At 58.4% G+C, this 22,695-nt stretch carries 18 protein-coding genes and 1 CRISPR repeat array; of the genes, 6 read left to right on the top strand and 12 right to left on the bottom strand.

Annotated elements, in window-relative coordinates; translation table 11 throughout:
- Positions 1-2: 2 nt before the first annotated feature.
- The 3 genes from ACRQDJ_RS07260 to ACRQDJ_RS07270 all read left to right on the top strand — a co-directional run bounded on the left by ACRQDJ_RS07260 (position 3) and on the right by ACRQDJ_RS07270 (position 4,320).
- Positions 3-170 (top strand): IS3 family transposase, encoded by a 168-nt coding sequence (locus tag ACRQDJ_RS07260; RefSeq protein WP_407933839.1) that lies wholly within the window; start codon positions 3-5, stop codon positions 168-170.
- 324 nt (positions 171-494) lie between these two features.
- Positions 495-3,266 (top strand): DEAD/DEAH box helicase, encoded by a 2,772-nt coding sequence (locus ACRQDJ_RS07265; protein ID WP_435717931.1) that lies wholly within the window; start codon positions 495-497, stop codon positions 3,264-3,266.
- Between the two features lie 193 nt (positions 3,267-3,459).
- Positions 3,460-4,320 carry a YggS family pyridoxal phosphate-dependent enzyme gene (locus tag ACRQDJ_RS07270; RefSeq protein ID WP_435717932.1) on the top strand — a complete coding sequence of 287 codons (861 nt, stop codon included), beginning with the start codon at positions 3,460-3,462 and terminating at the stop codon, positions 4,318-4,320.
- Here ACRQDJ_RS07270 and ACRQDJ_RS07275 read toward each other — a convergent pair.
- Genes ACRQDJ_RS07275 through ACRQDJ_RS07285 form a run of 3 tightly spaced genes read right to left on the bottom strand, consistent with a single transcriptional unit; the run spans position 4,317 to position 7,278 of the window.
- Positions 4,317-5,156, bottom strand: coding sequence for an ABC transporter ATP-binding protein (locus ACRQDJ_RS07275; RefSeq protein ID WP_435717933.1), 840 nt, complete (start codon positions 5,154-5,156; stop codon positions 4,317-4,319). The two genes, ACRQDJ_RS07270 and ACRQDJ_RS07275, sit on opposite strands and share 4 nt — an antisense overlap.
- The gene (locus tag ACRQDJ_RS07280; RefSeq protein WP_435717934.1) at positions 5,153-6,217 is read right to left on the bottom strand and encodes a FecCD family ABC transporter permease; all 1,065 of its coding nucleotides are present in this window, start codon (positions 6,215-6,217) and stop codon (positions 5,153-5,155) included. Before ACRQDJ_RS07280 ends, ACRQDJ_RS07275 begins: the two co-directional genes overlap by 4 nt.
- Positions 6,214-7,278 carry a FecCD family ABC transporter permease gene (locus ACRQDJ_RS07285; RefSeq protein ID WP_435717935.1) on the bottom strand — a complete coding sequence of 355 codons (1,065 nt, stop codon included), beginning with the start codon at positions 7,276-7,278 and terminating at the stop codon, positions 6,214-6,216. The genes ACRQDJ_RS07280 and ACRQDJ_RS07285 overlap by 4 nt, the downstream gene beginning before the upstream one ends.
- Before the next feature lie 134 nt (positions 7,279-7,412).
- Between ACRQDJ_RS07285 and ACRQDJ_RS07290 the strand changes: the two genes are divergently transcribed.
- Positions 7,413-8,447: an iron-siderophore ABC transporter substrate-binding protein gene (locus tag ACRQDJ_RS07290; protein ID WP_435717936.1), complete on the top strand. Its 1,035-nt coding sequence runs from the start codon at positions 7,413-7,415 to the stop codon at positions 8,445-8,447.
- 195 nt (positions 8,448-8,642) lie between these two features.
- Here ACRQDJ_RS07290 and cas5e read toward each other — a convergent pair whose 3' ends face one another.
- Genes cas5e through ACRQDJ_RS07310 form a run of 4 tightly spaced genes read right to left on the bottom strand, consistent with a single transcriptional unit; the run spans position 8,643 to position 12,695 of the window.
- Positions 8,643-9,404, bottom strand: coding sequence for a type I-E CRISPR-associated protein Cas5/CasD (gene cas5e, locus ACRQDJ_RS07295; protein WP_435717937.1), 762 nt, complete (start codon positions 9,402-9,404; stop codon positions 8,643-8,645).
- Positions 9,364-10,464 (bottom strand): type I-E CRISPR-associated protein Cas7/Cse4/CasC, encoded by a 1,101-nt coding sequence (gene cas7e, locus ACRQDJ_RS07300; protein ID WP_435717938.1) that lies wholly within the window; start codon positions 10,462-10,464, stop codon positions 9,364-9,366. The genes cas5e and cas7e overlap by 41 nt, the downstream gene beginning before the upstream one ends.
- A 6-nt stretch (positions 10,465-10,470) precedes the next feature.
- Positions 10,471-11,121, bottom strand: coding sequence for a type I-E CRISPR-associated protein Cse2/CasB (gene casB / locus ACRQDJ_RS07305; protein WP_435717939.1), 651 nt, complete (start codon positions 11,119-11,121; stop codon positions 10,471-10,473).
- Complete coding sequence (locus ACRQDJ_RS07310) at positions 11,118-12,695, bottom strand: type I-E CRISPR-associated protein Cse1/CasA (protein ID WP_435717940.1); 1,578 nt, start codon at positions 12,693-12,695, stop codon at positions 11,118-11,120. Before ACRQDJ_RS07310 ends, casB begins: the two co-directional genes overlap by 4 nt.
- Before the next feature lie 154 nt (positions 12,696-12,849).
- Between ACRQDJ_RS07310 and ACRQDJ_RS07315 the strand changes: the two genes are divergently transcribed.
- Positions 12,850-14,196, top strand: coding sequence for an IS256 family transposase (locus tag ACRQDJ_RS07315; RefSeq protein ID WP_394373877.1), 1,347 nt, complete (start codon positions 12,850-12,852; stop codon positions 14,194-14,196).
- Between the two features lie 187 nt (positions 14,197-14,383).
- Positions 14,384-15,245: a CRISPR direct-repeat array (repeat unit 29 nt; unit sequence GGAATTACCCCCGCTTGCGCGGGGAAGAG).
- 147 nt (positions 15,246-15,392) lie between these two features.
- Here the strand turns inward: ACRQDJ_RS07315 and cas2e are convergent.
- From cas2e to ACRQDJ_RS07340, 5 genes are all read right to left on the bottom strand, one after another.
- The gene (cas2e, locus tag ACRQDJ_RS07320) at positions 15,393-15,857 is read right to left on the bottom strand and encodes a type I-E CRISPR-associated endoribonuclease Cas2e (RefSeq protein WP_320757873.1); all 465 of its coding nucleotides are present in this window, start codon (positions 15,855-15,857) and stop codon (positions 15,393-15,395) included.
- Between the two features lie 7 nt (positions 15,858-15,864).
- Positions 15,865-16,809 carry a type I-E CRISPR-associated endonuclease Cas1e gene (gene cas1e / locus ACRQDJ_RS07325; RefSeq protein ID WP_435717941.1) on the bottom strand — a complete coding sequence of 315 codons (945 nt, stop codon included), beginning with the start codon at positions 16,807-16,809 and terminating at the stop codon, positions 15,865-15,867.
- 2 nt (positions 16,810-16,811) lie between these two features.
- Positions 16,812-19,514 carry a CRISPR-associated helicase Cas3' gene (gene cas3, locus ACRQDJ_RS07330; protein WP_435717942.1) on the bottom strand — a complete coding sequence of 901 codons (2,703 nt, stop codon included), beginning with the start codon at positions 19,512-19,514 and terminating at the stop codon, positions 16,812-16,814.
- A complete protein-coding gene (locus tag ACRQDJ_RS07335) occupies positions 19,511-20,188 on the bottom strand; it encodes a type I-E CRISPR-associated protein Cas6/Cse3/CasE (RefSeq protein ID WP_435717943.1) in 678 nt (225 codons plus the stop codon). Before ACRQDJ_RS07335 ends, cas3 begins: the two co-directional genes overlap by 4 nt.
- 327 nt (positions 20,189-20,515) lie before the next feature.
- Positions 20,516-21,505, bottom strand: a complete 990-nt coding sequence (locus ACRQDJ_RS07340; RefSeq protein WP_435717944.1) for an aldo/keto reductase — start codon at positions 21,503-21,505, stop codon at positions 20,516-20,518.
- A 159-nt stretch (positions 21,506-21,664) separates the two neighbouring features.
- Here ACRQDJ_RS07340 and ACRQDJ_RS07345 point away from each other — a divergent pair, with 159 nt between their 5' ends.
- Positions 21,665-22,672 (top strand): diacylglycerol/lipid kinase family protein, encoded by a 1,008-nt coding sequence (locus ACRQDJ_RS07345; protein ID WP_320757875.1) that lies wholly within the window; start codon positions 21,665-21,667, stop codon positions 22,670-22,672.
- Positions 22,673-22,695 lie beyond the last annotated feature (23 nt).

The raw sequence follows: 22,695 nt of genomic DNA on the forward strand, positions 1-22,695 counted from the left end.
GGATGAAAACCGAGATTTATCACGGGAAGAAGTGGGCTACAACCGATGAGTTATGCGAGGCGATAGACGAGTATATGCTCTTCTATAACCAGAAGCGTATTACCTTGAAGTTCGATGGTTTAACGATTGTGGAACATCGTCAAGCGGTTTTAAGCGATAATGTCCAATAAACAGTCCGCAGCCCCTTTAGCTTATTGCGCCATACCTATACCCTTTGCACTCGTCCCGATAAGCAGCACGCCATCCAAATCAAAAACAGGGCGACTGCCGGTTCCGGTGCCGCGCAGAGCGATGCCTTGCTCGCGGGCGGCGTCGTCGTAAATAGAGAGTAAGACTGTCGGTACCCGCAGCAGATACAGCGCGTGGGTCTCGTTTGCACAGGAAAGATTCGAACGCGGTCACATCGCTATCTATTTCTTCAGAATTTACTGGACAAACACCGTACATCCGTTTCGGCCAATTTTTATGTCGTAGGAGTGTGGCACCCTTAAGTCATGAGTTCACAACAGTCAGATCAGCCCGGGGCCGCGGCGCCGCGCCCTCGTCCGCAACTCAATGTTGCCCTGGACCTTCTGGAGGATAAGTATGGGCTCAACCCGCCTGATGATGCGCTTTATGAGGCGTTCACCCAGTGGGCGGAAAGCACCGGGCGGCCGCTTTACCCCCATCAGGAAGAAGCGTTGCTCGCCGCTATTGATGATGCTCATATGATTGTCTCCACGCCTACCGGGTCGGGAAAGTCACTCATTGCGCTCACCGCCATTTTCTGCGGGCTCGCGCGCGGGAAAACCGCGTATTACACCGCGCCTCTCAAGGCTTTGGTATCGGAGAAGTTTTTCGAACTCATCAACGTTTTCGGTGCGGATAATGTGGGGATGGTAACCGGGGATTCCACCATTAATGCCGGCGCTCCCGTGGTGTGTGCCACCGCGGAAATCGTGGCGAACCTGAGTCTGCGTGATGGTGCGGCTGCGGATATCGGAGTGCTGGTCCAGGATGAATTCCACTACTACTCCGATCCGCAGCGCGGTTGGGCCTGGCAGGTGCCACTTCTGGAACTCACCCACACTCAGCAGGTACTTCTTTCCGCCACTCTGGGGGATACCACCTGGCTGGCGGAGGATCTTGAGAAGCGCACCGGGCGCGCCGTCGAACTTATGAGTAACGCGGAACGGCCGGTACCGCTGTCCTTCTCGTATTCCTATCAGCCGCTCGGTGAGCTCCTCCTGGAACTCACCTCCACGCACCGGGCGCCCGTATATGTGGTGCATTTTTCGCAGCGGGAAGCGGTGGCGCAGGCCCAAGCTCTCCTCACTCACGCGCTCGTTTCCAAGGAACAGAAAGCCCGCATCCAAGAAGCCCTCGGGGATTTTTCCTTCGGGCCGGGTTTCGGGAAAATTCTCTCTAAGCTGCTCCGTTCCGGTATCGGCGTGCATCACGCGGGCCTCCTCCCCCGCTACCGGCGGCTCGTGGAAAAGCTGGCGCAAGCGGGCCTGCTTCCGGTTATTTCCGGTACAGATACCCTCGGGGTCGGTATCAACGTTCCGATTCGCACCGTTGTGATGACCGGGCTGGCTAAATTTGATGGCCAGCGTAATCGGCACCTGAGCGCACGCGAATTCCACCAGATCGCGGGCCGCGCCGGGCGGGCCGGCTTTGACACTAAGGGTGACGTGATCGTGCAGGCGCCCGAATTTGAAATAGAAAATGCGCGGCTGGTTGCCCGGGCCGGGGATGACCCGGTCAAACAGCGCCGCATTCAAAAGAAGAAGCCCCCGGAAAATACGGTGCTGTGGTCGGAAAAGACTTTTGAGTACCTCAAGGGTGCCGCTCCGGAAACTCTGACGTCCCAGATGCGGGTCTCCCATTCGCTCATGCTCAATTTGTTCCAGCGCCCGGGGGATAACGTCGCGGCCGTAACCAAGTTACTTACGGATAATCACGAACCGCGCACGGCTTCCAACCAACTCATCCGGCAAGCCACCCGCATTTACATGTCTCTCGAGCGGGCGGGCGTTATCCTGCACCGTACTCCGCAGTGGCTAGCGGAGCACCCGGGCCACTCCCCCATCGAATACGCACGCGAAGTTCCTGATGACTTCTCCTTGAACCAACCGCTGGCACCCTTTGCGCTGGCCGCGCTGGATATCCTTGATCCGGATAGCCCGGAGTACGCCCTCGATGTCATCTCGGTGATCGAAGCGGTCCAGGATAACCCCATGCAGGTCCTCTACGCGCAGGAACGCGCAGCGCGCGGGCGCGCAATCGGGCGAATGAAAGCCGCTGGCATCGGCTATGACGAACGCATGGCCGAAGCCGATAAAATCACCTGGCCCCAACCGCTCGCGGAAGAACTCGGTGCGGCACTCCAGATCTACCGGCAAACCAATCCCTGGGTGGATGACTTCCAGCTCTCCCCCAAATCCATCGTGCGGGAAATGATCGAAAACGCGATCACCTTCTCGGAATTTATTTCCCGTTATGACCTGGCCCGTTCCGAAGGCACGTTGCTGCGCTACCTCACAGATACCTACAAGGCGCTGCGCCAAACGGTGCCGCTGGAGGCCCGCACCCAGGATTTTGAGGATATGACCGCCTGGCTGGGCAGCCTGGTGCGCTCGGTGGATTCCAGCCTGCTCGACGAATGGGAAGCCCTGCGTGATGGCCGCATTACCACCGCAGACATCACCAATCTTGACAGCAGCACCGGCGGAGCTCGCGAACGCGCTTTCGGTGCTGATGAAGATGGAAAGGTCACGCTCTCGCGCAGCCCGCACGCGCTGCGCGTCTCCATCCGCAATGCGCTCTTCCGTTTCGTGGAAGCCGTAGCGCACGAAAATCTCGACTGGCTTGATAGGGCGGCACTCGATGATGGGGCCGGCGTGGCCCGCGGGGAAGGTATCCCGCTCTGGGTGGGCGGCCCGGTCTGGGATGGCGATGCCTGGATGGATGCCACCGATGCTTATTTCGATTCCTACCAGGAGATCGGCACCGGTGCCGAAGCACGCTCCGCCCAACTCGTCACCGTGCTCGAACACCCCGACCGCGCCGATTTCATCACCGCCGGAGTTCCGGCAGCCCACGTGGATAGCGTCATGGACAACCTCACCACCGCCACCGGGCGTCTGCGTGCCTGGTTGGTGCGTCAAGTTTTTGACGACGGCGCAGGTGACAACTCGTGGGGATTCTGGGCAGTTGTGGACCTCGAGGCAAGCGATGAAGCCGGACACGCCATCCTCGACATTATTAGCGTGGGAGAACTATGAGCCCGCTGCACCCGCCACCACTACCCCGGTGATGAGATATACGCCGATTCGGAAAACGCGGCACCAGTTCTGAGAGCGTGTCATTAGTTCTGAAACCATGCCGTTAGTTCTGAGACCATTTCCCCAGTTCGCGGCGCAGAGATCTACCATAAACAGCGGCTGATACACGATACCTGTGGAGTTGATACAAACCATGACACATACGGAGCAGGGCAGGCTTGCTCACCTCGCCGAATTGTCCAGCATAGTCCCAACCGCGGAGGAGATCCCCGACCGCATCAACCTGGTGCGTGATGCCCTGCGCGGAGCGGAAGAAGCTGCCGGCATACCGCTCGGTACCGCTCGGCTCCAAATCGTAGTGAAACACCAGTCCATCACCGCCATTCACGCTGCGCTTGCCGCCGGATCCCGCCTCATGGGCCAAAACTTCATCCAACAACTCCAGGACGTAGAAACCCAGCTCGCAACACCCAGCACGGGTGCAGGCCCATCGGCACGCCTCATCCACGACGCCAGCACCTGGGAAGGCAACGGCATCGCCCCGGCCAGCGCCGGAAACCCACCCCACTGGACCCATGTCATCGGCCACGTGCAATCGAATAAAGCCGGGCGCGCCCTCGAACTGGCCGATTGCATCGAAACTGTGGATAGTCTGAAACTTGCCCAGCGCCTCAACCGGCTGCAAGGCCGCTTGCGCGAAGAAGGCAACGCCCACGGCCCCTTCTCCATTTACGTCCAGGTCAACTCCTCCGGAGCAGCCAGCCAGTACGGAGTGGAACCCCACCAGGTAGAAGAACTGGTAGGGCAGATCGCCGAACTCCCCCACTTGCGGGTCGATGGCCTCATGACCATCGGAGCCAATACCACTGATGAACGGGAGATCGCCCACTCCTTCGCGCTTGTGCGTGAACTGCGGGATAAGCTCCAGCGCGAGCACCCCAGCGTCCGGGAACTCTCCATGGGAATGACCCACGACATGGGCATCGCCGTGGCCGAAGGCTCCACCCAGGTACGTGTGGGCAGCGCCATCTTCGGGCCCCGGCCCGCGGCCTAAATACCTGCCGAAACCGGCACGACCATCGGGGTGCCCGTCACCGGATCCGGGATAACTACCGCAGTTATCCCGTAGATTTCCGCAATGTTTTCCGGAGTGAAAACCTCGACAGCCGAGCCCGAAAAAGCAATACGCCCATCCTTCATCGCGATGATATGGGTGGCGTAACGCGCCGCCTGATTCAGATCGTGCAAGACCGCCACCAGAGTGCGGCCCTCCCGATTCAGGCGAGCACACAAGTCCAAAAGCTCAATCTGGTAGGCGATATCCAGATACGTCGTCGGCTCATCCAAAAAAATAATCGGTGTGTCTTGGGCCAGAACCATCGCCACCCACACCCGCTGGCGCTCTCCACCCGAGAGCTCCCCCAGCAACGCATCAGCAAAATCCGCGGTACCTGTAGCCGCCAAAGCCCGAGCAACCGCCTCCTCATCACGTGCCGAAGGCCGCGCAAACAAACCCTGGTGCGGGTAACGCCCCCGAGCCACCAGCTCGGCAACCGTAATACCCTCCGGAACATGCGGAGACTGCGGCAACAACGCAAGTTCCCGCGCGAAATCCCGCGAGCCCATCGCCGCAATATCTCGCCCATCCAGCAGCACCCGGCCGCGCGCGGGCGAAAGTAACCGTGCCAAAGCACGTAGCAGCGTGGACTTCCCACACCCGTTCGCCCCCACGATCACCGTGAACGAGCCATCCGGGATCTCCACATTCAGCTCCCGCGCCACGGCGACATCCCCATAGCCCAGGCTCAGATCAACCCCGCGCAAACGCGCCGCACCGGCCGAGCCAGCCGCACCCACGTTCACGCCACCGCTGTCGCCACGCATATTCATCGTCCCTTCCGTTGCGACATCACCACAACCAGCACATAAAGGCCACCGACCACCGTGGTAATCGCACCCACCGGCACCGGCCGAGCCAGGGCATATTGGGCGAAAAGATCAGCCAGGAACAAAATCGAGGCACCCGCTAGCGCGCTATGCACCAGCGAAATTCCGCGTCGCCCCGCCGCCACCCGCCCCACCTGCGGAGCAGCCAAAGCCACAAAAGCAATAGGTCCGGCTGCCGCCGTCACCACACAGGTCAAAGCGATACCAACCGCGAGGATCCCCCGGCGCGCCTTCTCGACCGACAAGCCGTGTGCAGCTGCGGCGTCGTCGCCTAATTCCAGCTGCCGCAACGGCCGCACGCAACACGCCACAAACGGGAGCAAAAACACCAAGAAAACCAGCGCGGGCCCGATCTTCGCCCACGATGCCTGCCCGAGCGTTCCGGCGCCCCACACCGCGAGGCTGAGCGCCACCTCATCCGAGGCCCGCAAGAGCAGCCAGGTATTCGCCGCGCTGAGCATCGCCGTCATACCGATTCCCACAATAATGAGACGGAACCCGGACACGCCGTTGCGGTAGGCCAGCGCGTAAATAATTATTCCGACGACGACGCCACCTGCCAGCGCCCCCATACTCACCGCAACAGCTCCACCCACCAGGAAAGTCCGGGTGAGAATAACGCCGGTATAGGCACCAGCATTGAATCCGATAATATCCGGCGAGCCGAGCGGGTTTCGGGTGAGAATTTGGAAGAGCGCACCCGAAAGCCCGAGCGCTGCCCCGAAGGCCACCGCGGCGAGGATCCGTGGCAGGCGCCAGGTTAGAACCACGTGGGCCGCGAAGTCACCGTCACCCGCGGCAACCGCGCGTATCGAATCCGGGGTGAAGCAGGCCGCCACCTCGCCCAGGCTCAGGGGCAGATCCCCGAGGAGGAGAGCCCCCACGCATCCGAAAGCCAAAGCGAAGCTCACCGCGGCCGCAACCAGGCGGGAACGGCGGCGTCGTCGTAGTGCGACGTGGCGCAGAGGGGACTTTAAAGCGGCAGGTTGGTGCGAAAAACTCATAGCGTGAAAGCCTTTCGCCGGCGCACGAGGTAGATGAGGACCGGGGCACCCAGGAAGGCGCTCATGACCGACACGGGAAGTTCCCCGGTCGGGAGAATAATGCGGGCGAGGATGTCCGCGGCGAGAAGGAGGACCGGGGCCCAGAGCGCGGATAGTCCCACAATCCAGCGTTGATCCGCCCCGGCAAAGGAGCGGATAGCGTGCGGGGCCATGAGACCGATGAAGGAAATAGGGCCGGCGATAGCAACCGCACCCCCGGTGAGTACCGTCATGGCCGCCACTCCGGTCAGGCGGATCACCGTGACATGAGCACCGAGTGCGCGAGCGGCGTCGTCACCGAGAGCAATGATATTGAGCGCTGGGGTGAGCACGGCAGCGGCCATGAGGCCGAAGAACAGAAGCGGAAGAACCGGCAGGATAACCTCCCAGGGGCGATTTTCCAGCGTGCCGGCCGTCCAGACGAGGATTTCGTTGAAAGTACGCGGATCAGCCAGGCGTAGCACACCCACGATGCCGTTGAGCACGGCAGAAAGCGCCACCCCGGCCAGGATCAGGCGAACCGGATCCGCGCGACCGCTGCGGTGCGAGCCGATGAGGAGGACCGCCGCGGTGGCCAAGAGTGCACCGGCCACCGCCCACCACATGTAGATACTCGGCCGGCTAATACCCGCCACCGCGATAGCGAGAGTCACCGCGAAACCGGCACCGGCCGAAACCCCGAGGATCCCAGGTTCGGCCAGAGGATTGCGGGAAATCGCCTGGATGAGCGCGCCGGCAACCCCGAGAGCTGCACCAATGGCAAGGGCGGCGACCGTGCGAGGCGGACGCAAGGTAAGCACTGCTTGCGCGTCCATGGAATCGCGTTCTGCCCCGGAGATGATAGTAAACAGTGTTCCCGGGGAGATGGGGCGGGCGCCTATGCAAATGGAGAGGAGTGCCAGCACCGCGACAGCAATGATCCCGGTGGTGAGGGCCGCGACCCGCCGGCGCGCGATGGTGCGGCCGGGAGCAGGGCAGGCGCGGCGTCGTACCGAAAAACGGTGGTGGACAGTGCTGTTCATAACGAGAACAGGCTACCCCAATTAAACAACGCCAGCGTATCCTAATAGGGCATCTGTGGTTTCAGTGACAACCACACGACCACCGCAGCCGCAGGTGCGTCCGGCCGCGAGTGCGGCATCCACGAAAGGAAGTTATGAAGAAGTCCCTGACCGCGTGGGCGGGCACCGTTCTGGTGGCTTGCCTGGCTTTTGCCGGATGCGGTTCTCAGAAGAGTAATGATTCTGCTGATTCGTCGGCGTCGGCTACCTCATCGGCGGCGAGTTCCGCTACGGACGGGAATGCCGCGACCGAGGCGGTATTCCCCGCGACGATTGACACGAAGTTCGGGCCCGTTACCGTCAAAGAAGCCCCGCAGCGCGTGGTCGCTCTGGGCTGGGGCGATGCCGAAGTGGCGCTCTCGCTGGGCGTGCAGCCGGTGGGTGCGGCTGACTGGCTGGCTTTCGGCGGCAATGGCGTGGGCCCGTGGGTGAGCGAATCGTATGAGAAGGCCCCGGAAATCCTGGGCACGATGGAGCTGTCGTACGAGAAGATCGCGGCGCTCAAGCCGGATCTTATTCTTGACGTCAAGACTTCGGGCGATAAGGAACGCCACGATAAGCTTTCCCAGATTGCGCCGACTGTCTCGCTGCCGGAGGGCGCGGATAATTGGCTGACCTCCACGAAGGACCAGGTCACCATGATTGGTGCGGCGCTGGGTAAGCCGAAGGCGGCCGCGGCGCAGCTGGATGCGGTGGAAAAGAAGTTCGCTGAGGTTACGGCCGCGCACCCCGATTGGAAGGGCAAGTCCGTGACCGTGGCGACGAAGACCTCCGAGGGCTGGGGTGCCTACCTGAAGGGTGATACGCGCCTGGAGTTCATGACGAAGCTGGGCTTCGTGCAGAACCCGAAGGTTCAGGAGCTGGCTCCGGCCGATGGCGGTTTCGCTGTGCAGCTCTCCGCCGAGCAGCTTGATGCGATTGATGCCGATCTCATTGCGGCATTCCCGATTTTCATTGATACCGCGCAGATCACCGAAGATGCCACCTGGCAGAAGGTCCCGGCGGTTGCGGCCGGCCACGCTTTCGTGGTGGATGGCGACCTGTCCAATGCGTTCTCCTTGGGTACCCCGGCCGCGCAGCTGTGGGCCTTGGACAAGCTGACGCCGCTTATTGAGAAGGCTGCGAAGTAAACGCTGAGCTTTTAGGCCGCTGTTAGGTGCTACGGCCTGGTGCACAGATTCGCGCAGAACGCCCCGGAAAGACCACTCATGGGTGAGCTTTCCGGGGCTTTTCTGTGGGGCGAAGTCACACTGTGGCGCGCGGGCGGGTTCACAGCCGCGACATGCTGGCATTGGTGACCACTTCGCGCCGTGACGCAACGGAACCTAACGTTCCAGCAGCTCAGCTACCCGATTGAGCCATTGCTTCCGTTCGGTCACCACGTCCACCATGCTCGCGGTGCCAGGCAATGCCCCCGGCCCGCTATCGGGCATATGTGGGGCCCGCGAATAGGTCCACACCTGTTTTTTCGGTTTCTCGAAAGACGGGTCACACACCGGGATCCGGTTGAGCATGTCATCCTCGCCGCGTCCCAGATAGAACGGGAACGACGGCGCAAAGGCTTTCTTCCCCAAGTAGGTCACGAAAGCGGGACTGCGCAGCGCGGCGTCCACCTCCTCCTGATGCCCCGGGCAAGTGACTCGCACAAGAAACTCGGCACCGGCTAGGTAGGTGCGGCGGATTGGAGCGGTTTTATCTTCCCCGGCAGGCGTATATGCCAAATATCCTTTGCTGATTTTTTCACCACCTTGCAAGTAAAAAAGGCGCTCTCGAAAAAGCAGCTCATTAGCACGAAGATCACTGGTACGAGCGCGCGGAGAAATCGTCTGGTAATCGGTAACAAGTCCTCCCTGTCTATCCCTCCGTACTAAAAAGTCGATATTTCCGAGCCAAGCCGGCCACTGCCCTCTCAAGCTCCCCAAACTTGCCGCAATGAGACCAAGGAGCCCGCTACGGGTAGGAAGGACTTCAGTTTCAACGACATAACCTGTCACCCTAGGCCCAGCCCATGACTGTAGTGGTCCCGCGAGGCGAATGAACGTCGAATTATTCACGAGTGTCCCCGAGGATCCATCCCACGACTGCATCGACCAGATCCGCCTTTGTTCCCGGTTCTATCCCAAAAACTCCCTTTAGATCCGGATAAGTTCCTGTGAGAACCAGATTTGGCCCAAAATTGTCCGGGTCGAAACGCCGTGCCGCACGAACTTGTTCGGCAAGCTCCTTAACCGAAGGCTTGAGATAGCCCCCCTCCACCTTATCCACGGAAACTGGAGTTTCGAAGCTGTATGCACACCGGTACCGCTGTTCTTCTGCGAGAACCACCGAAGGCTGAGTATAAGGAGCAGTTGAGTGCTCTTTCCCTCTGGGTTGGCCATAAAGAATCGCGGAGATAAGTTCTTCTAAGTTTGCACGGGATTCCGGCTTACCGAAGGCCGTCCAGCTTTTCTTCAGCTGTTCGCGATCAATAGAGATTGTCCGGTAAAATACGCCACTCGTGAATTGCGCTACACCAATATGCGTAGCGCCTTTGTTACTCTCTTTACCCGCCTCGGAGTAAAGATTAAATTCTCGGATATCATCGACAGCCGTGAAATAATCGGTTGCGATGCGCGCCGCGTGAGTAGTTACTGCGGGTGACACGCTTATGGCAGCTTCCGTGCCCTTATCTTGCGCATTTGCAAACATTCTCCCAAATGCTGCAATTGCAAGAGAACCTGTTTTCCCACTCTCCAAGAAACCCGCATCCTTTGCCTGCGACTTCGCGATTGATTGAGCGAGAATCTCGATTTCTTCCGCACTCAACCACATCGAGTTATTACGACTGTCTTTACCAGAAACAAGTTTACTTAGGCGTGCTCGAATCTCTTTCTTCGCGTCGTCCCCCTTCTTACCTGTCTCCTTCAAATCTGGTGCTATTTCACAAGCTCGATCAAAGACGTATTCTGCGAGATTCCCAGAACGCAGAGAAACATCACCACTGGTGTTCTCGTAGATCATACGAATGCCCCGTTTAATCGACTGGGATGAATGCATAGCACGCATAACACCACCTTCGATAAAGTTCTTAGGGGTACCCGTATCATCACGATTGAGGTTTGAATAACTGACCCTGGTCAGGACATGCAAAGTTAAATGGCGAAACACGGAACACTATTCCTCTCGGGTTGGGGTTGAGCTATTTTTTCGATCGGATTCATCCGAAGTTAGCGAAACTCGATCCGAAAAGGATGTCGCAGCGTAAAAGTCTTCGATTACGCTAAGCCGTACTTGTCGCGATTTCTCAGAGATTCCGTTCCCCCAACGTAGGAGCGTCTTTCCCAGGGAAAAGTAATCTAGTGGGGGTATCAGACTTGGTAGGCTAACCGCATAGTTAAATATACGGCGTATCGAACGAGCCGCTTCTTCGAGATCCTGCATATGAAGATAAGTAAGTCGTGCCGCTATCATGCCTGGATCATCTGGCGCGACAGATTGTGAATGCCCATGTTTGTCTTCCGTCATGGCGATACGAAAAGCCCAACGACCGAAGCTTAAACCGCCAGATGTTTTGGAACGATGGGGAATATCTGTAAAATCAGCCGCAAGAGCCGCTATCCGTAAAAGCGCATCGCGTTCACTACCCTGGAAATTTTCTGGTAGGTAAGGTAATATTATAGGGTATGCATATACCTGGGTATGTGGGGTTGCCCCTTTGCTTATAACACTTTTAATTCGTTTGTAATCTTCTTGCTCTCGCTTACGTAGAATTTCACTGAGCAGATCTACCCACGGTTCCCGACGCATACTCTCAAGTTCTTTCATGCCTCGCCTCCTTGCCTCTCAGACGAATAACAGAGCTTCGCACTAATTCTTTTGATGTCACGTTCGACCGTTGCACGCAGCGCTGCGTACACCGCAGGATTTTGTTCCCGGTACGGTCCGATTACCTCATCAAACGCGTCAAGGGCCACCTTCGCAGCTTCCCGCTGTGCATGCTTAATATCATTATAAGTTTCGGCATGGGCTCTAACCTGGGAAAGAAACCTCGCGTAGGTACCCGTTATAGAACGCCAAAAAGCATCCGAAGCAGCATTGTATCGCGGTACCAAACCGGATAACCTTAGCGGTAGTCCTTCCGGAGTGGTAGTGGGGGCTTTCTCATTCGATATAAAGGGCCGCATAACGTAATAATAAAGCTTCTGAATATATTTAGCGTGCCCCTGAACTATCAGTTGCGCTTGATCCGAGATGCCGAACGGCCACAGTTTTGGATTCGCATTCTCAACTCGCGATGACCTAATTACCGGAGATGTAGGTTCACCCTGAATATAATGACGAATGAATACCAAGCGACATCCCTGAGGGGACATTACACGATCATACGAGCGTGCAGCCTCAGCCAAACTTCCGTTCGCGGCCCATTCCACAGCAAGATCTGTTGCATCTCGACCAAAATCAAAAGTTTGAGCTACCGCTTTTCCATTTTTATTTATTCGATAGAAGTAAAAGGGATCGACAATATTGCGAGTATTCCTATACTCACTCCGAATCTTTTTGTAAGCGGTTTTCTTTTCATCCTGGTCTCTTTTTGCCGCGGGCGTCGCAGGACTAATAGCCCAGAATCTACCAGCTACAGCCGGGATCCAGTCGAGCGGTAGACCCCCGACTCGCACTCCTACTAGGTGATTATCACGCCAGACGCAAGCGGCCGTGTTAGACGACCAGGTGGCTCGCCATAGTGGATGATCTGACCCGCCGCTCATACCGTCACGGTCAGCCCATGCAGGTAAGCCGTCACCCTCAACCCAACTTTTTGGCAGCATACTCAACAAAGTATGCAATAATGACTTACCTTCCCATAAAATCTCTGTGATAGTTACGTTTTTACGTGCAAAGTGAATGCCAGGGCTATCCGTCTCGGCTTTCATGTTGGCATAAGCGTTATTTCCCGTAACAGAGTAGTTATGATACCCAACCAAATGTAGAGTCGCGTCCTCAAGATTAAGTTTTTCTCGATGAGAGCTCAAATCCCAGAAAGATTCACCATCGTCGGAAAGCATTGATGGAAGAAGCTTCTTCACCGGCTTATTGCCGGGACCTATCGTCCAGCTGTCGGGGTACCTTAGTTTTTTTCTTTTTTCTTCCGCTGGCTCTTCCTCAAGAGGACGCTGCATAAACGGCTGAATAGAATCGAATAGATGGGCTCCAGGGTCAAGAATCTTCATGGCTTTATCAATTGCTTCAGAGTCAATTCCCCTGCGCAATAATTCCTTATGGTTAATCCTCAGAGGATTCTGCTGAACATAGCGAGAATAACGAAGAGCAACCCCCGCCACTGCTAGAAGTAATCGCATTTGACCGGTGTAAAGATACCCTGGAATAGTCTTATCAAGCATGATTGGAGCATGCTCGGTTCCTTTGAGCTGTGTCGGGCCAAGGTGAGCTTTTTTAAGAGTTCCGCAACAGTCATTCGCCCATGGGTAGTTGAGGGTGTCAAATGGTTTGTGTAAATGCTTGATTTGACTAAGAAATTGAGGATTAACTATGACTATGACGGATGCTCGTGCTACTGGCCCAGAATCTCCCGCTCGTGCTTTACGCCGGGAATTTATTGACGACGATCTACTCGACCGTTTAGTAGAGTCTTCTAGCGAACGTGGTATCGGTTTAACTGGCGAAAACGGGTTTCTACCAGAATTAATCAAGGCTGTCCTTGAGAGAGGTATGCAAGCCGAACTAACAGATCATCTCGGGTATGAAAAACATGACCGGGCCGGGCATGGTAGCGGGAATTCACGTAACGGCACGTCACCTAAAACACTTCAAACCCAGGTAGGACCGGTAAGGATAGACCAGCCCAGAGATCGGGCTGGAACCTTCACATCACGCCTAGTTCCTCCCGGCCAGCGCCGGATGGGTGGCCTGGATGACATGATTATCTCCCTGTATGCCGGGGGCATGACGATCCGGGAAATCCAACACCACCTAGAAGCTACTATCGGTACCCAAATATCCCATGAGACGATCTCGAATATTACCGAGGCTGTTCAAGAGGAAGTCATTGCCTGGCAGACCCGCCCGTTAGAAGCGTTTTATCCAGTGCTGTTCCTGGATGCTATCCACGTGAAAATCAAAGACCATAACCGGGTTGCCTCCCGGGCTGCTCATATCGCTATCGGCGTGGATTGTGATGGTATCAAACACGTACTAGGGATCTGGGTGCAAGCACATGAGGGCGCGAAGTTCTGGGCTGGTGTTTGCGCTGAGCTAGCCAATCGTGGTGTTCAAGACGTGTTAATCGTGGCTTGTGACGGGCTGGCTGGTTTCCCTGAAGCGATCACGGCTACCTGGCCAAGGGCAATCATTCAAACGTGTGTGGTCCACTTGATCCGTGCCTCGATGCGGTTTGTGTCCTATCAAGACCGTAAAGCCGTGGCAGCAGCCCTCAAGCCTATCTATACGGCACCTAACGAGGAAGGCGCGCTAGGTGCTTTGGAGGCGTTTAAAGAAGGAGAGTGGGGGCGTAAATACCCGGCGGCGGTAGCGGCCTGGCAGCGGGCTTGGGACCGGTTTATTCCGTTCTTGGCTTTCGGTCCGGCTACTCGTAAAGCGATCTATACGACGAATAGTATTGAGTCGTTGAATTACCAGCTACGTAAAATTATTAAGAACCGTGGGCATTTCCCTTCTGATGGGGCAGCGGTCAAACTCATGTGGCTAGCCATCATGAATATCGAGGATAAACGTGCCAGGCAGCGAGCTAGGGATGCTGTACGACCCAAGGGTAGTGCGCGTAAAGGACCTGGCCGGCTTATCGAAGGGCAAGGCGTGCAGGGCTGGCAGAAAGTATTAGGCGAGTTATCCCTGCACTACCCAGACCGGTTCCCAACCAACTAAACAAAACCATTTACACAAAAAACTTGACAAGCTCGGGTAGTTGTCAACCAGGCAATCTCGGTCAACGCGTTATCTCTCTCCATAGCCCGTCCTTGCTAGCCATTATGGGTCGGCCAGGAGCGACAACGCTCCTATAGGCAGTTTACACGAGTCGAAGTCGCCCCTGGATACCTTTTTTGCAATGCCAGGAATTACCCCCGCTTACGCGGGGAAGGTGCAGTCAAGCCAGAATTACCCCCGCTTACGCGGGGAAGAGATCCGAGACCGCACCGATGCGCTTTTCAAGCCGGAATTACCCCCGCTTGCGCGGGGAAGAGCCCGGGAGCGTTCTCGCCCATCACCTTATCCAGGAATTACCCCCGCTTGCGCGGGGAAGAGGTGGGGGGTGTTTGTGGGGTGGTTGGTGGTGAGGAATTACCCCCGCTTGCGCGGGGAAGAGTGCGATGCTTCCCTCGTCAGTGTTTTGGCCCGGGAATTACCCCCGCTTGCGCGGGGAAGAGAAGCAGCCACGCACAGAGAGGTTACCGGCGTTGGAATTACCCCCGCTTGCGCGGGGAAGAGCAAATATTTTGGGTATCACGCAGCCTCAGTATGGAATTACCCCCGCTTGCGCGGGGAAGAGCCTGCTCAGAATTGAATTTGCCGTGAAAGTCGGGAATTACCCCCGCTTGCGCGGGGAAGAGGCGTACCCGTAGACTGAGAACTGCGCAGAAAGGGAATTACCCCCGCTTGCGCGGGGAAGAGTTCCCATCCAGCCTTGATGTTGAGCCAGTAGAGGAATTACCCCCGCTTGCGCGGGGAAGAGGGGTTGACGACGACGGCGCAGGCAACGACCCGGGAATTACCCCCGCTTGCGCGGGGAAGAGTACTCGCTAGGACTGCCGGAAGGATCAGTCAGGGAATTACCCCCGCTTGCGCGGGGAAGAGTCAGCGCGCGGGCCTTGACCACGCTAGGCACCGGAATTACCCCCGCTTGCGCGGGGAAGAGTGGCAGGTAGACCACTGGCCGATACCCCGGGAGGAATTACCCCCGCTTGCGCGGGGAAGAGACTGCCTGACCTGGTTGTTTATCGGCGGTGGACCCGGAAATCGCAATGGAACAGAGTTCCAGATTTGCGGCTCGCCGGGAGATGCGCCGGTGTGCTGGGCACAGCAACCACGTCAGTTCCCACCCCTCAAATTTAGCTTATTTCGCCCTACCTATCTTTATCGGACACAGGATCGTGCTCTCGATGATCCCGTTTGACTATAGTGACCGTGCGCTTGCGAACCCGGCTTCTCCGTTCGCGATGAATCGGTGCAGCGCTAACCGAATCAGGAGAGCTGAGCGAAGCACCTGGTAGATCGACGTCAACTGCTTCCGTAGCAACTGCATCCTCCGCACCCGTCCCGATAAGTAGCATGCCGTCCAGATCAAGGACTGGGCGACTGCCGGTTCCCGTACTGCGCAGCACGAAGCCTTGCTCACGGGCGGCGTCGTTATAAATAAGAGTGAGGCTGCCGGAACCAGCGGCGGATACGGCACGTTCCCACAAATTGTCCCGCACTCGCGCGGAAACAACTCCCACGTATAATCCGGTGGTAACCTCGGAAAGAAACCTGCTCAAGTATCCGCGCAGGTGATCTGGGATGGCGACCGCATTAACAACAACGAACAACACAGCCTCCTTATCCGTACTGGATGTGGCCGGAAACTTCGACGTTATTACCGGAGATCAGCCGGTCATCATCGCGCGCCGGAAGGAAAGGCGCGAGGATATCCATGATGGTGGCGAGCATATCGGGAAGAATTCGGTGCTCCACGATAGCTCTGCGCACCGCTTTGCGGACCGCCGTCATGGGGTCGTCTTCGCGCGCCGCCGCGAACACCAGAGGGATCGTCACGCTCGGTTTGTACAGATCCGCGAGATCAAAAAGTAAGGAGCGCGCATCACCGCGGTGAATAATCCCCAGCGCCGGGTTGATCCCCAGCGCCGCACACACGGAAGCTGCGCACCCGTAGAGTATTGAATTCGCCAAGTTCAGGCCGGCATTGACCGGGTCGTCCGAGGAAGTATCACGTGCGAAGCTCCCGGTTCCATATTTTGCTGCCATCGTGCGGTAAGTATTGCGCATGAGCTGCCCCTCCAGCCCGCGCATCGTTGCAATAGAACTACCAGGCGCATTCTCCACCCCCAGCTGCTTTTTGTAGAGCACCAGCGCGGCTTCGCGCTGCCGGGCTTCATTACTCGCCAGCCGGGCTTGTGCAATGGCCCATCGTGCGCTCGAGGTGAGCGGCGTGGCGTGGGTATACAGGGGCACGCCTCCTCCGCCGGTGATAAGAACGGTGGTTCCCGCACGGGCACAGGAGGTCAGCGCTGCGCTAGAAATTGAGGTTCCGGGGCCCAAGGTAAGCACTGCTAACCCGGCTACCGGGAGTTGGATCGCCCGGGCACGGGTGCCTTCCAAGGATCCATTCTTCCCTTCCCGGCCGGCATCGTAGGCCACCACGCCCGTGCGCGATTGGCGGATTTGCACGTATTCGAGGTAGAGGAAGGAGACCCGGTCCTCAAGGCGCACCTGCTCGCTCGCCTTGATAGTGCGGAAGGCCAGAGCCTCATCTGAGTAAGCCATGTTTACTCCTTCCCGGTGGCGGACTGTGCCGGTGCGCCCGAGCAGTGGGGATCCGGAATGCTACCCGGCACAACGAGCCCGATGAGCGGATCGTAATGAGCTGCGCCGTCGTTTAAAACGTGGTAGCGGCAGAGTAGCGACGGCGCATTTTCAAGCGATGTCGCATCCGTAAACAGTGTTTTCGCACGACCCGTAACCGTGACCGGAACGGACGCACGCAAAGCGCTGCGTATGCCTTCACGGTCACTGCCGCGCAGCTTCCCCAAATCTTCAGGGGCACCGGTCCACGCGCCGGGGATAATATCCGGATCACCGCATACAATCAGGCGGGTCGTTTCCACCTCGATGAGCCTGGTTGAGCGCTCGTCCCCGAGGTTTTGATCGCGCTGGGTCATGGCCGCGAAGGACTGCACTTGGGAGGCTTCGCCCAGACAGTTTTTCATATTGTAAGCAGCGTTCCGGGCGCGGATTCCCGCTAGCGATTTCTTCGCGAATTCATTTAGCTCGTCCGGTTTATCTTCCGCGATATCGGCCAGCTGCAGAGTTCCGGTATCCACAAATTCCTGGCAGTCCTCCGGGATTCGGATGTCGTTATGAGCCTTAAGCCATTTCTCCACGCGCGCAAGTTCGCTGGCTAGGTACGGTAGCTGTTGCCCCTCGCTGCCATTAATAGCGACGACGGACACTCGCGGCCCGCTCAGTCCCGGCACTCGGGTGGCGCGGTTCGGATCGGCGGAACGCCACAGGCGCCCGGCACGCTGAATGAGGGATGCGGCCGGGCATAGCTCGGTGCGAAGCAGGTCGAGGTCAATATCTAGGGAGGCTTCGATTGCCTGGGTTCCGATAACCGTGAGCGCCGCGCCCGTGCTACCCGAACCGATTTCGTGTTCGAGGAGTTCAGCGTTACGACGGCGATGCTCAGCTGTCATGCGGGAATGGAGGATAACAACGTTGCCCTCGGCGGCGAGCGCTCGGGTGAGTTCCTGGGCACGCGCAACTGTATTGCACATGACTCCGATGCGGGCCTGGGGGTAACGCCGCCGCTGGTCACGCACCCAATCGCGGTGCGAACTAACGAGCTTGCAATACTTTTCGGCACTGCGGTCAATAGTGAGGGTACGGGGCGGGCCAGCGGGGCGAATAATCCGCAGCTGGGTTCCTCTGGTATCCAGATTTTCCAGAAGCGGGAAGTGTGCTTCGCCCTGCGGGGGCTGGCCGGTATATGCCTCGAAGTAGGTGGCGCGTTGGTCGCTGGCAAGGGTGGCGGAGAGGAAAGTGACCCGGGTGTTCGTGGCTCGCAGCCAGAACAGCAGGTTGCTGAGGAGAAGGCTCTGATACTGGTCAAGGGTATGGACCTCGTCCACAACAACATGGGCGTTGGCGAGGGCGAGGAGGCGCAGGTGGGTCCATTTCGCCGGCAGCGCGCCGAGGAGTGCTTGGTCCACAGTACCGACGCATACGGGTGCTAGGAGGCGGGAGCTTCCGGAGCGGACGAATTCGGTGGGGAAAAGGCCGGTTGTGCTAGCGCCGTGCTCCGCGGAGGTGATGCTGGCTTTGCCCGGGGCTTCGCTGCGATCATTCTCCACGGTGACCGGTTGATTATAAAAATCTTCGGTGGAGGCGAGGGAATGCGCGAGGGAAGCAACATTGGGCGTTCCTGCGTAGTACCGCTGGATGCGGCGCATGAGCGCATTTGAGGTAGCTTGGGTGGGAAGAAGGAAAATGAGGCGTTCGTTCGCGGTGGCGTGCCGGAGTAGGGCCGCTTCGGTTTTACTCCAGATGCCGGTGGGGGCCATGACATTCCAGAGTCCGCAGCCTACCCGGGTGGCTTCTTCCTGGAGCGGGCGCGGGGTGTGCTTTCCGAGGATTGCCCGCTGGCTTTGCTCTGCGGATTCCCATCCGTGGTACACCCCGACAGTTTCTTCGATACGGGATCGGGCGCGGGCACGGCAGGCGGTGATCCACCCGGCGGGGTCGCTGAGGGTGAGTTTTCCGGCGGCGAGGAGTTCCTGTTGGGCGGTAACCCATTCGGTTCCCGAGGCAATGCGGTCGGCTAGCACGGTGAGGCCGGAGAGCAGGATCGTTGCGGTGGGTGAGAGCTCTGCCGGGAGTTCGGCCCGGGTTATGCCGATGCCTTCTTCCAAGCAGGTGAGGAGATCATCGGCCAGGGCAAGCCAGCCGGTGCTTTCCATTTCTGATAGGAACATGTCGGTTTGCGCGTCGTCGTACCAATGAGGAACGTCAAAGTGTCCGTGATGCCCGAGCGCTGGAAGAAACAGCCAACAAGACCACGCACTATCGTCCAGAATGAGAGGAGCGCGCCACAGCAACAGCCCAGAAATAATTTGGTGATAGCGAGCATCTTCTCCGAAAATCTCACGAAAGTATTCTTCACACTCTCCGAGTTTTGTGAGAGTGGGCTCGCTGCGTTGCAACTGTGTACGCAGATCGTCCCATTCCGGTCCGCGACTACCTCTCTGGTATTGAAAAACTGGGTTAGCTTTCCCGATATCGTGGCTACCAGCCACCCACTCCACTACACTGCGCGACACGGATGCACCCAGGACTTCCCGCAGACCCGGACGTAGCCAAACGTCGTACAGTTCCCCCGCAACCGTCGCGGTATCGAGAAGATGCGCCAGAAGCGGATAAGGATTTTCAGTGCTGCGCTGTTTCGCCCAGACGCGGGGATGCGCAGGGGTCATGAAAGTACCTGGACGGAAAGCAGCCCGCAACCGTAGCTTTTTGCACGGCCAACGCCGCTCAGCTGCAGGCGTTGGAGCTCCGCACTATCGCCTACCACCGCGACGCCATCAATGGTATCAATGCATAGATTATGGAACGTATCTCCCTGTCCGGACTTCAGTACTTCCCTGTGCGCGGAGCTAATAGCGACTTCGTGTAATGCCGGATCGAGTTTTTTCTGCAGCCAGGTTGAAAGCGTGGGAGTATTTGGAGCCCCGGTTTCCGCACCATCTTGAGGAATAGTCCGAACAACCTTTTTCCCGCGGCGCTCAACGGCGTTAACCGCCACCCGGAACATTACAGGCGTTCCCACCGGGAGGACGGGGATTTCTTTTTCCTTAGTCAGCGCTTCGGCAGGGAGATTGAGGGCCGGAATTGGTTCCGTAGATTGCACCAAGAAGAACGGTGTCTGCCCCGGGATGTGATCGAGACGGAAAAGAATCCCCATCTCAGCGCGCGGCCGATCAGCATCAGCTTGAGGGAAAAGCGCCATGATCGCACGATGGCGCACCTTGTGATCACCGATATTCCAACCTGATCGTGGCTTATGCAAGGCAATCCGAGATAGCAGTGAGTGGGCCGGAACTTTGGTGAGGAAAACGCGGCGTGGCTCCGCGGTGAGATCATCTGCCATAAAAACTCCATTGCCTTGGCGCGTGAAATAAACGGGCGCTACCCGCGGATACTAGCTATTCGAAACGACGCTACTTCAATTGTGCATGAGGCGACGACGTGATTCCAGTACTGGCCCGCTTTTCCGAAGTTATAGCTCACCTCAGGAAGTCGCAGAGCTAGAACAATGTTCCGCTGCGATTTCCAGACCCGCTGCCAATAAACTATTGGGCAGGCATTCTCTTCCCCGCAAAAGCGGGGGTAATTCCACGTAGGTGCCAGGCAGGGTCTTACCGCTCGCCTCTTCCCCGCGCAGCCGGAGGTACTCACGATCACCACCCCAGAGCCCCTAGAACAACGCCACCTTCTCCGGCGGCGGGAAAATCGCGTCGAGCTCAGTTAGGTCCGCACTGCTCGGCTCCCACACCAGGGAGGCTGCATTCTGGCGGACTTGCTGCGGCGTCGTCGCACCGGCAATAACGGAGGCCACGCACGGCCGTGCGGCCAACCACGACATCGCCACCTGCACCGGCGTCAGCTCGCGCGCCTGCGCAAACGCAACAAAATCCTCGATCTGATCCCAGTCCGTGGACTCCATCAGTGCCGCCTTCGAGTGCGCAATCCGCGAACCCTGCGGCGCCTCACCCCGCCGATACTTGCCCGTCAGCAATCCGTTCGCCAACGGGAAGTACGGGAAGATCCCCAGGCCAAAGCGCTGCGCCGCCGGAACCACCTCGAGTTCCGCGCGCCGGTCAATCAAGTTGTAATGCGATTCGGTAGCAACCGGCCCCACCAGCCCGCGCCCGGCCGCCAAATGCGAAGCGTCAGCAAGCTGCCACCCGGCATGATTCGACGTCGCGTAATACCGAATCTTTCCCGCCCGCACCGCATCCGAAAGCGCCTCAAGAGTCTCCTCGGGCGGCGTCACACCATCCGGCGTGTGATAAAAATACAGGTCAATCGCCTCCACGCCGAGCCGGCGCAAGGATGCCTCCAAGGCCAGCGTCACGTAGCGCCGCGAACCGCGCGCCCCGTAATCCGCGCCGTTACGCCCCTGCATATCCATACCAAATTTTGTTATAACGACGACGTCGCGGGCCCGCTCCCCCACTTCCCGCAGCGCCTTTCCGAACATGGTTTCCGAAAGCCCCGGCTCTTTGCCGTACACGTCGGCAAGATCAAAGGTGGTGATTCCTTCTTCGAGCGCCGCGCGCACAACCGCATCCGTGCCTTCTTGTGTTTCGGTTTGCGTATGGGCGCGGCCAAAATTATTACCACCGATGCCGACGGCGGACACCATCAGGCCCGACTTCCCTACCGAGCGATACGTCATTGCCATACCGCCAGCCTAGCGGACACCGAGCGCGCCCGTTCCGTAGCTCGGTTACGATAAGGGAACAGTGCTCACCTGTGAGCGGTGTTTTCGGGCGCGGCCCCGGCAGGGAATTATGAGGCTCGGAGCGCGCCACCGCCACCGAGGGAAAGAGGGCTTGCCACTATGTCAGATTCTGCGGCGCAGCAGCACCAGCACAACGGCTATCCGGAGGGGCAGCGCCAGATCCGCCGCGTCGTTCTTCTCACCAACCCGACCGCGGGAAAGGGCCGCGCCACTTCTCTAGCTGCCCATATCACAGCCGAGCTGCTCAAACATGGCGTTGATGTGGTAGGAAACTACGCCACCACCGTCGCGGAAACTCGTAAGAACGCCAGGGCAGCACTGGCCGATCCCGGCATTGACGCCCTGGTGGCCTGCGGCGGGGACGGGCTGGCGAATCTCATCGTGCAGGAGCAGGCCGGCACCGGCAAGCCGCTCGGCTTAGTCGCGGGCGGAACCGGGAACGATATTGCGCGCGGCCTGGGCATTCCCCTCGATGTGCGCGCAGCGGCCCGGGTCATCGCATCCGGATATACACTGATGACCGACCTTGGCCTGGCCACCCGCGAAGTAAACGGTGTTTCCCAACCCGAGCGCCGCTATTTCGCCTCAATCCTCGCCGCGGGTATCGATACCCGCATTAACGCGCGGGCGAAGGAGATTCGGTGGCCGGGAGGTTCGGCCGCCTATTTCCTCGCGGTTCTTGCCGAAGTCGCAGCCATGCGCACCACCCCACTCACCTTGAGCATCGACGGCGGCGAACCCTTCACCCTAGAAGCTACCCTGTGCGCGGTTGGCAATACCCGCAGTTACGGAGGCGGGATCCGAATGTGCTCGCACGCGGATCCGCGTGACGGCAAGCTGGCACTTACCGTCGTCGGCCCGGTATCGCGCCGCACCGCGGCTCGCAACCTCCGCAATATCTACACCGGAAATTTCTCCAAACTGCAAGATATCGTCACTCAAATCCAGGTAAACAGTGTTCGCCTGGAGATGCCCGACCTTATTCCGGCGGTCGATGGCGAAGACCTCTTCCCCACTCCGCTCACCGTGACGGTGGCCGCTGGTGCCGGTTGTTTCCTCGTCCCGCCGCCGCGCCAGTATCGAGCCCAGAAGCACAAAACGAACTAGCCCAACCCCGCGGGCGTCGCTCA

Origin of the sequence: Actinotignum urematis (genome assembly GCF_051264595.1) — a bacterium.
GTDB lineage: Bacteria > Actinomycetota > Actinomycetes > Actinomycetales > Actinomycetaceae > Actinotignum > Actinotignum timonense_A.

Coding starts and splice junctions, on each gene's coding strand:
- ACRQDJ_RS07260 (WP_407933839.1), top strand. CDS start 3: ATGAAAACCGAGATTTATCACGGGAAGAAGTGGGCTACAACCGATGAG.
- ACRQDJ_RS07265 (WP_435717931.1), top strand. CDS start 495: ATGAGTTCACAACAGTCAGATCAGCCCGGGGCCGCGGCGCCGCGCCCT.
- ACRQDJ_RS07270 (WP_435717932.1), top strand. CDS start 3,460: ATGACACATACGGAGCAGGGCAGGCTTGCTCACCTCGCCGAATTGTCC.
- ACRQDJ_RS07275 (WP_435717933.1), bottom strand. CDS start 5,156: ATGAATATGCGTGGCGACAGCGGTGGCGTGAACGTGGGTGCGGCTGGC.
- ACRQDJ_RS07280 (WP_435717934.1), bottom strand. CDS start 6,217: ATGAGTTTTTCGCACCAACCTGCCGCTTTAAAGTCCCCTCTGCGCCAC.
- ACRQDJ_RS07285 (WP_435717935.1), bottom strand. CDS start 7,278: ATGAACAGCACTGTCCACCACCGTTTTTCGGTACGACGCCGCGCCTGC.
- ACRQDJ_RS07290 (WP_435717936.1), top strand. CDS start 7,413: ATGAAGAAGTCCCTGACCGCGTGGGCGGGCACCGTTCTGGTGGCTTGC.
- cas5e (WP_435717937.1), bottom strand. CDS start 9,404: ATGCAGTCGTGGGATGGATCCTCGGGGACACTCGTGAATAATTCGACG.
- casB (WP_435717939.1), bottom strand. CDS start 11,121: ATGAAAGAACTTGAGAGTATGCGTCGGGAACCGTGGGTAGATCTGCTC.
- ACRQDJ_RS07310 (WP_435717940.1), bottom strand. CDS start 12,695: ATGCTTGATAAGACTATTCCAGGGTATCTTTACACCGGTCAAATGCGA.
- ACRQDJ_RS07315 (WP_394373877.1), top strand. CDS start 12,850: ATGACGGATGCTCGTGCTACTGGCCCAGAATCTCCCGCTCGTGCTTTA.
- cas1e (WP_435717941.1), bottom strand. CDS start 16,809: ATGGCTTACTCAGATGAGGCTCTGGCCTTCCGCACTATCAAGGCGAGC.
- cas3 (WP_435717942.1), bottom strand. CDS start 19,514: ATGACCCCTGCGCATCCCCGCGTCTGGGCGAAACAGCGCAGCACTGAA.
- ACRQDJ_RS07335 (WP_435717943.1), bottom strand. CDS start 20,188: ATGGCAGATGATCTCACCGCGGAGCCACGCCGCGTTTTCCTCACCAAA.
- ACRQDJ_RS07340 (WP_435717944.1), bottom strand. CDS start 21,505: ATGGCAATGACGTATCGCTCGGTAGGGAAGTCGGGCCTGATGGTGTCC.
- ACRQDJ_RS07345 (WP_320757875.1), top strand. CDS start 21,665: ATGTCAGATTCTGCGGCGCAGCAGCACCAGCACAACGGCTATCCGGAG.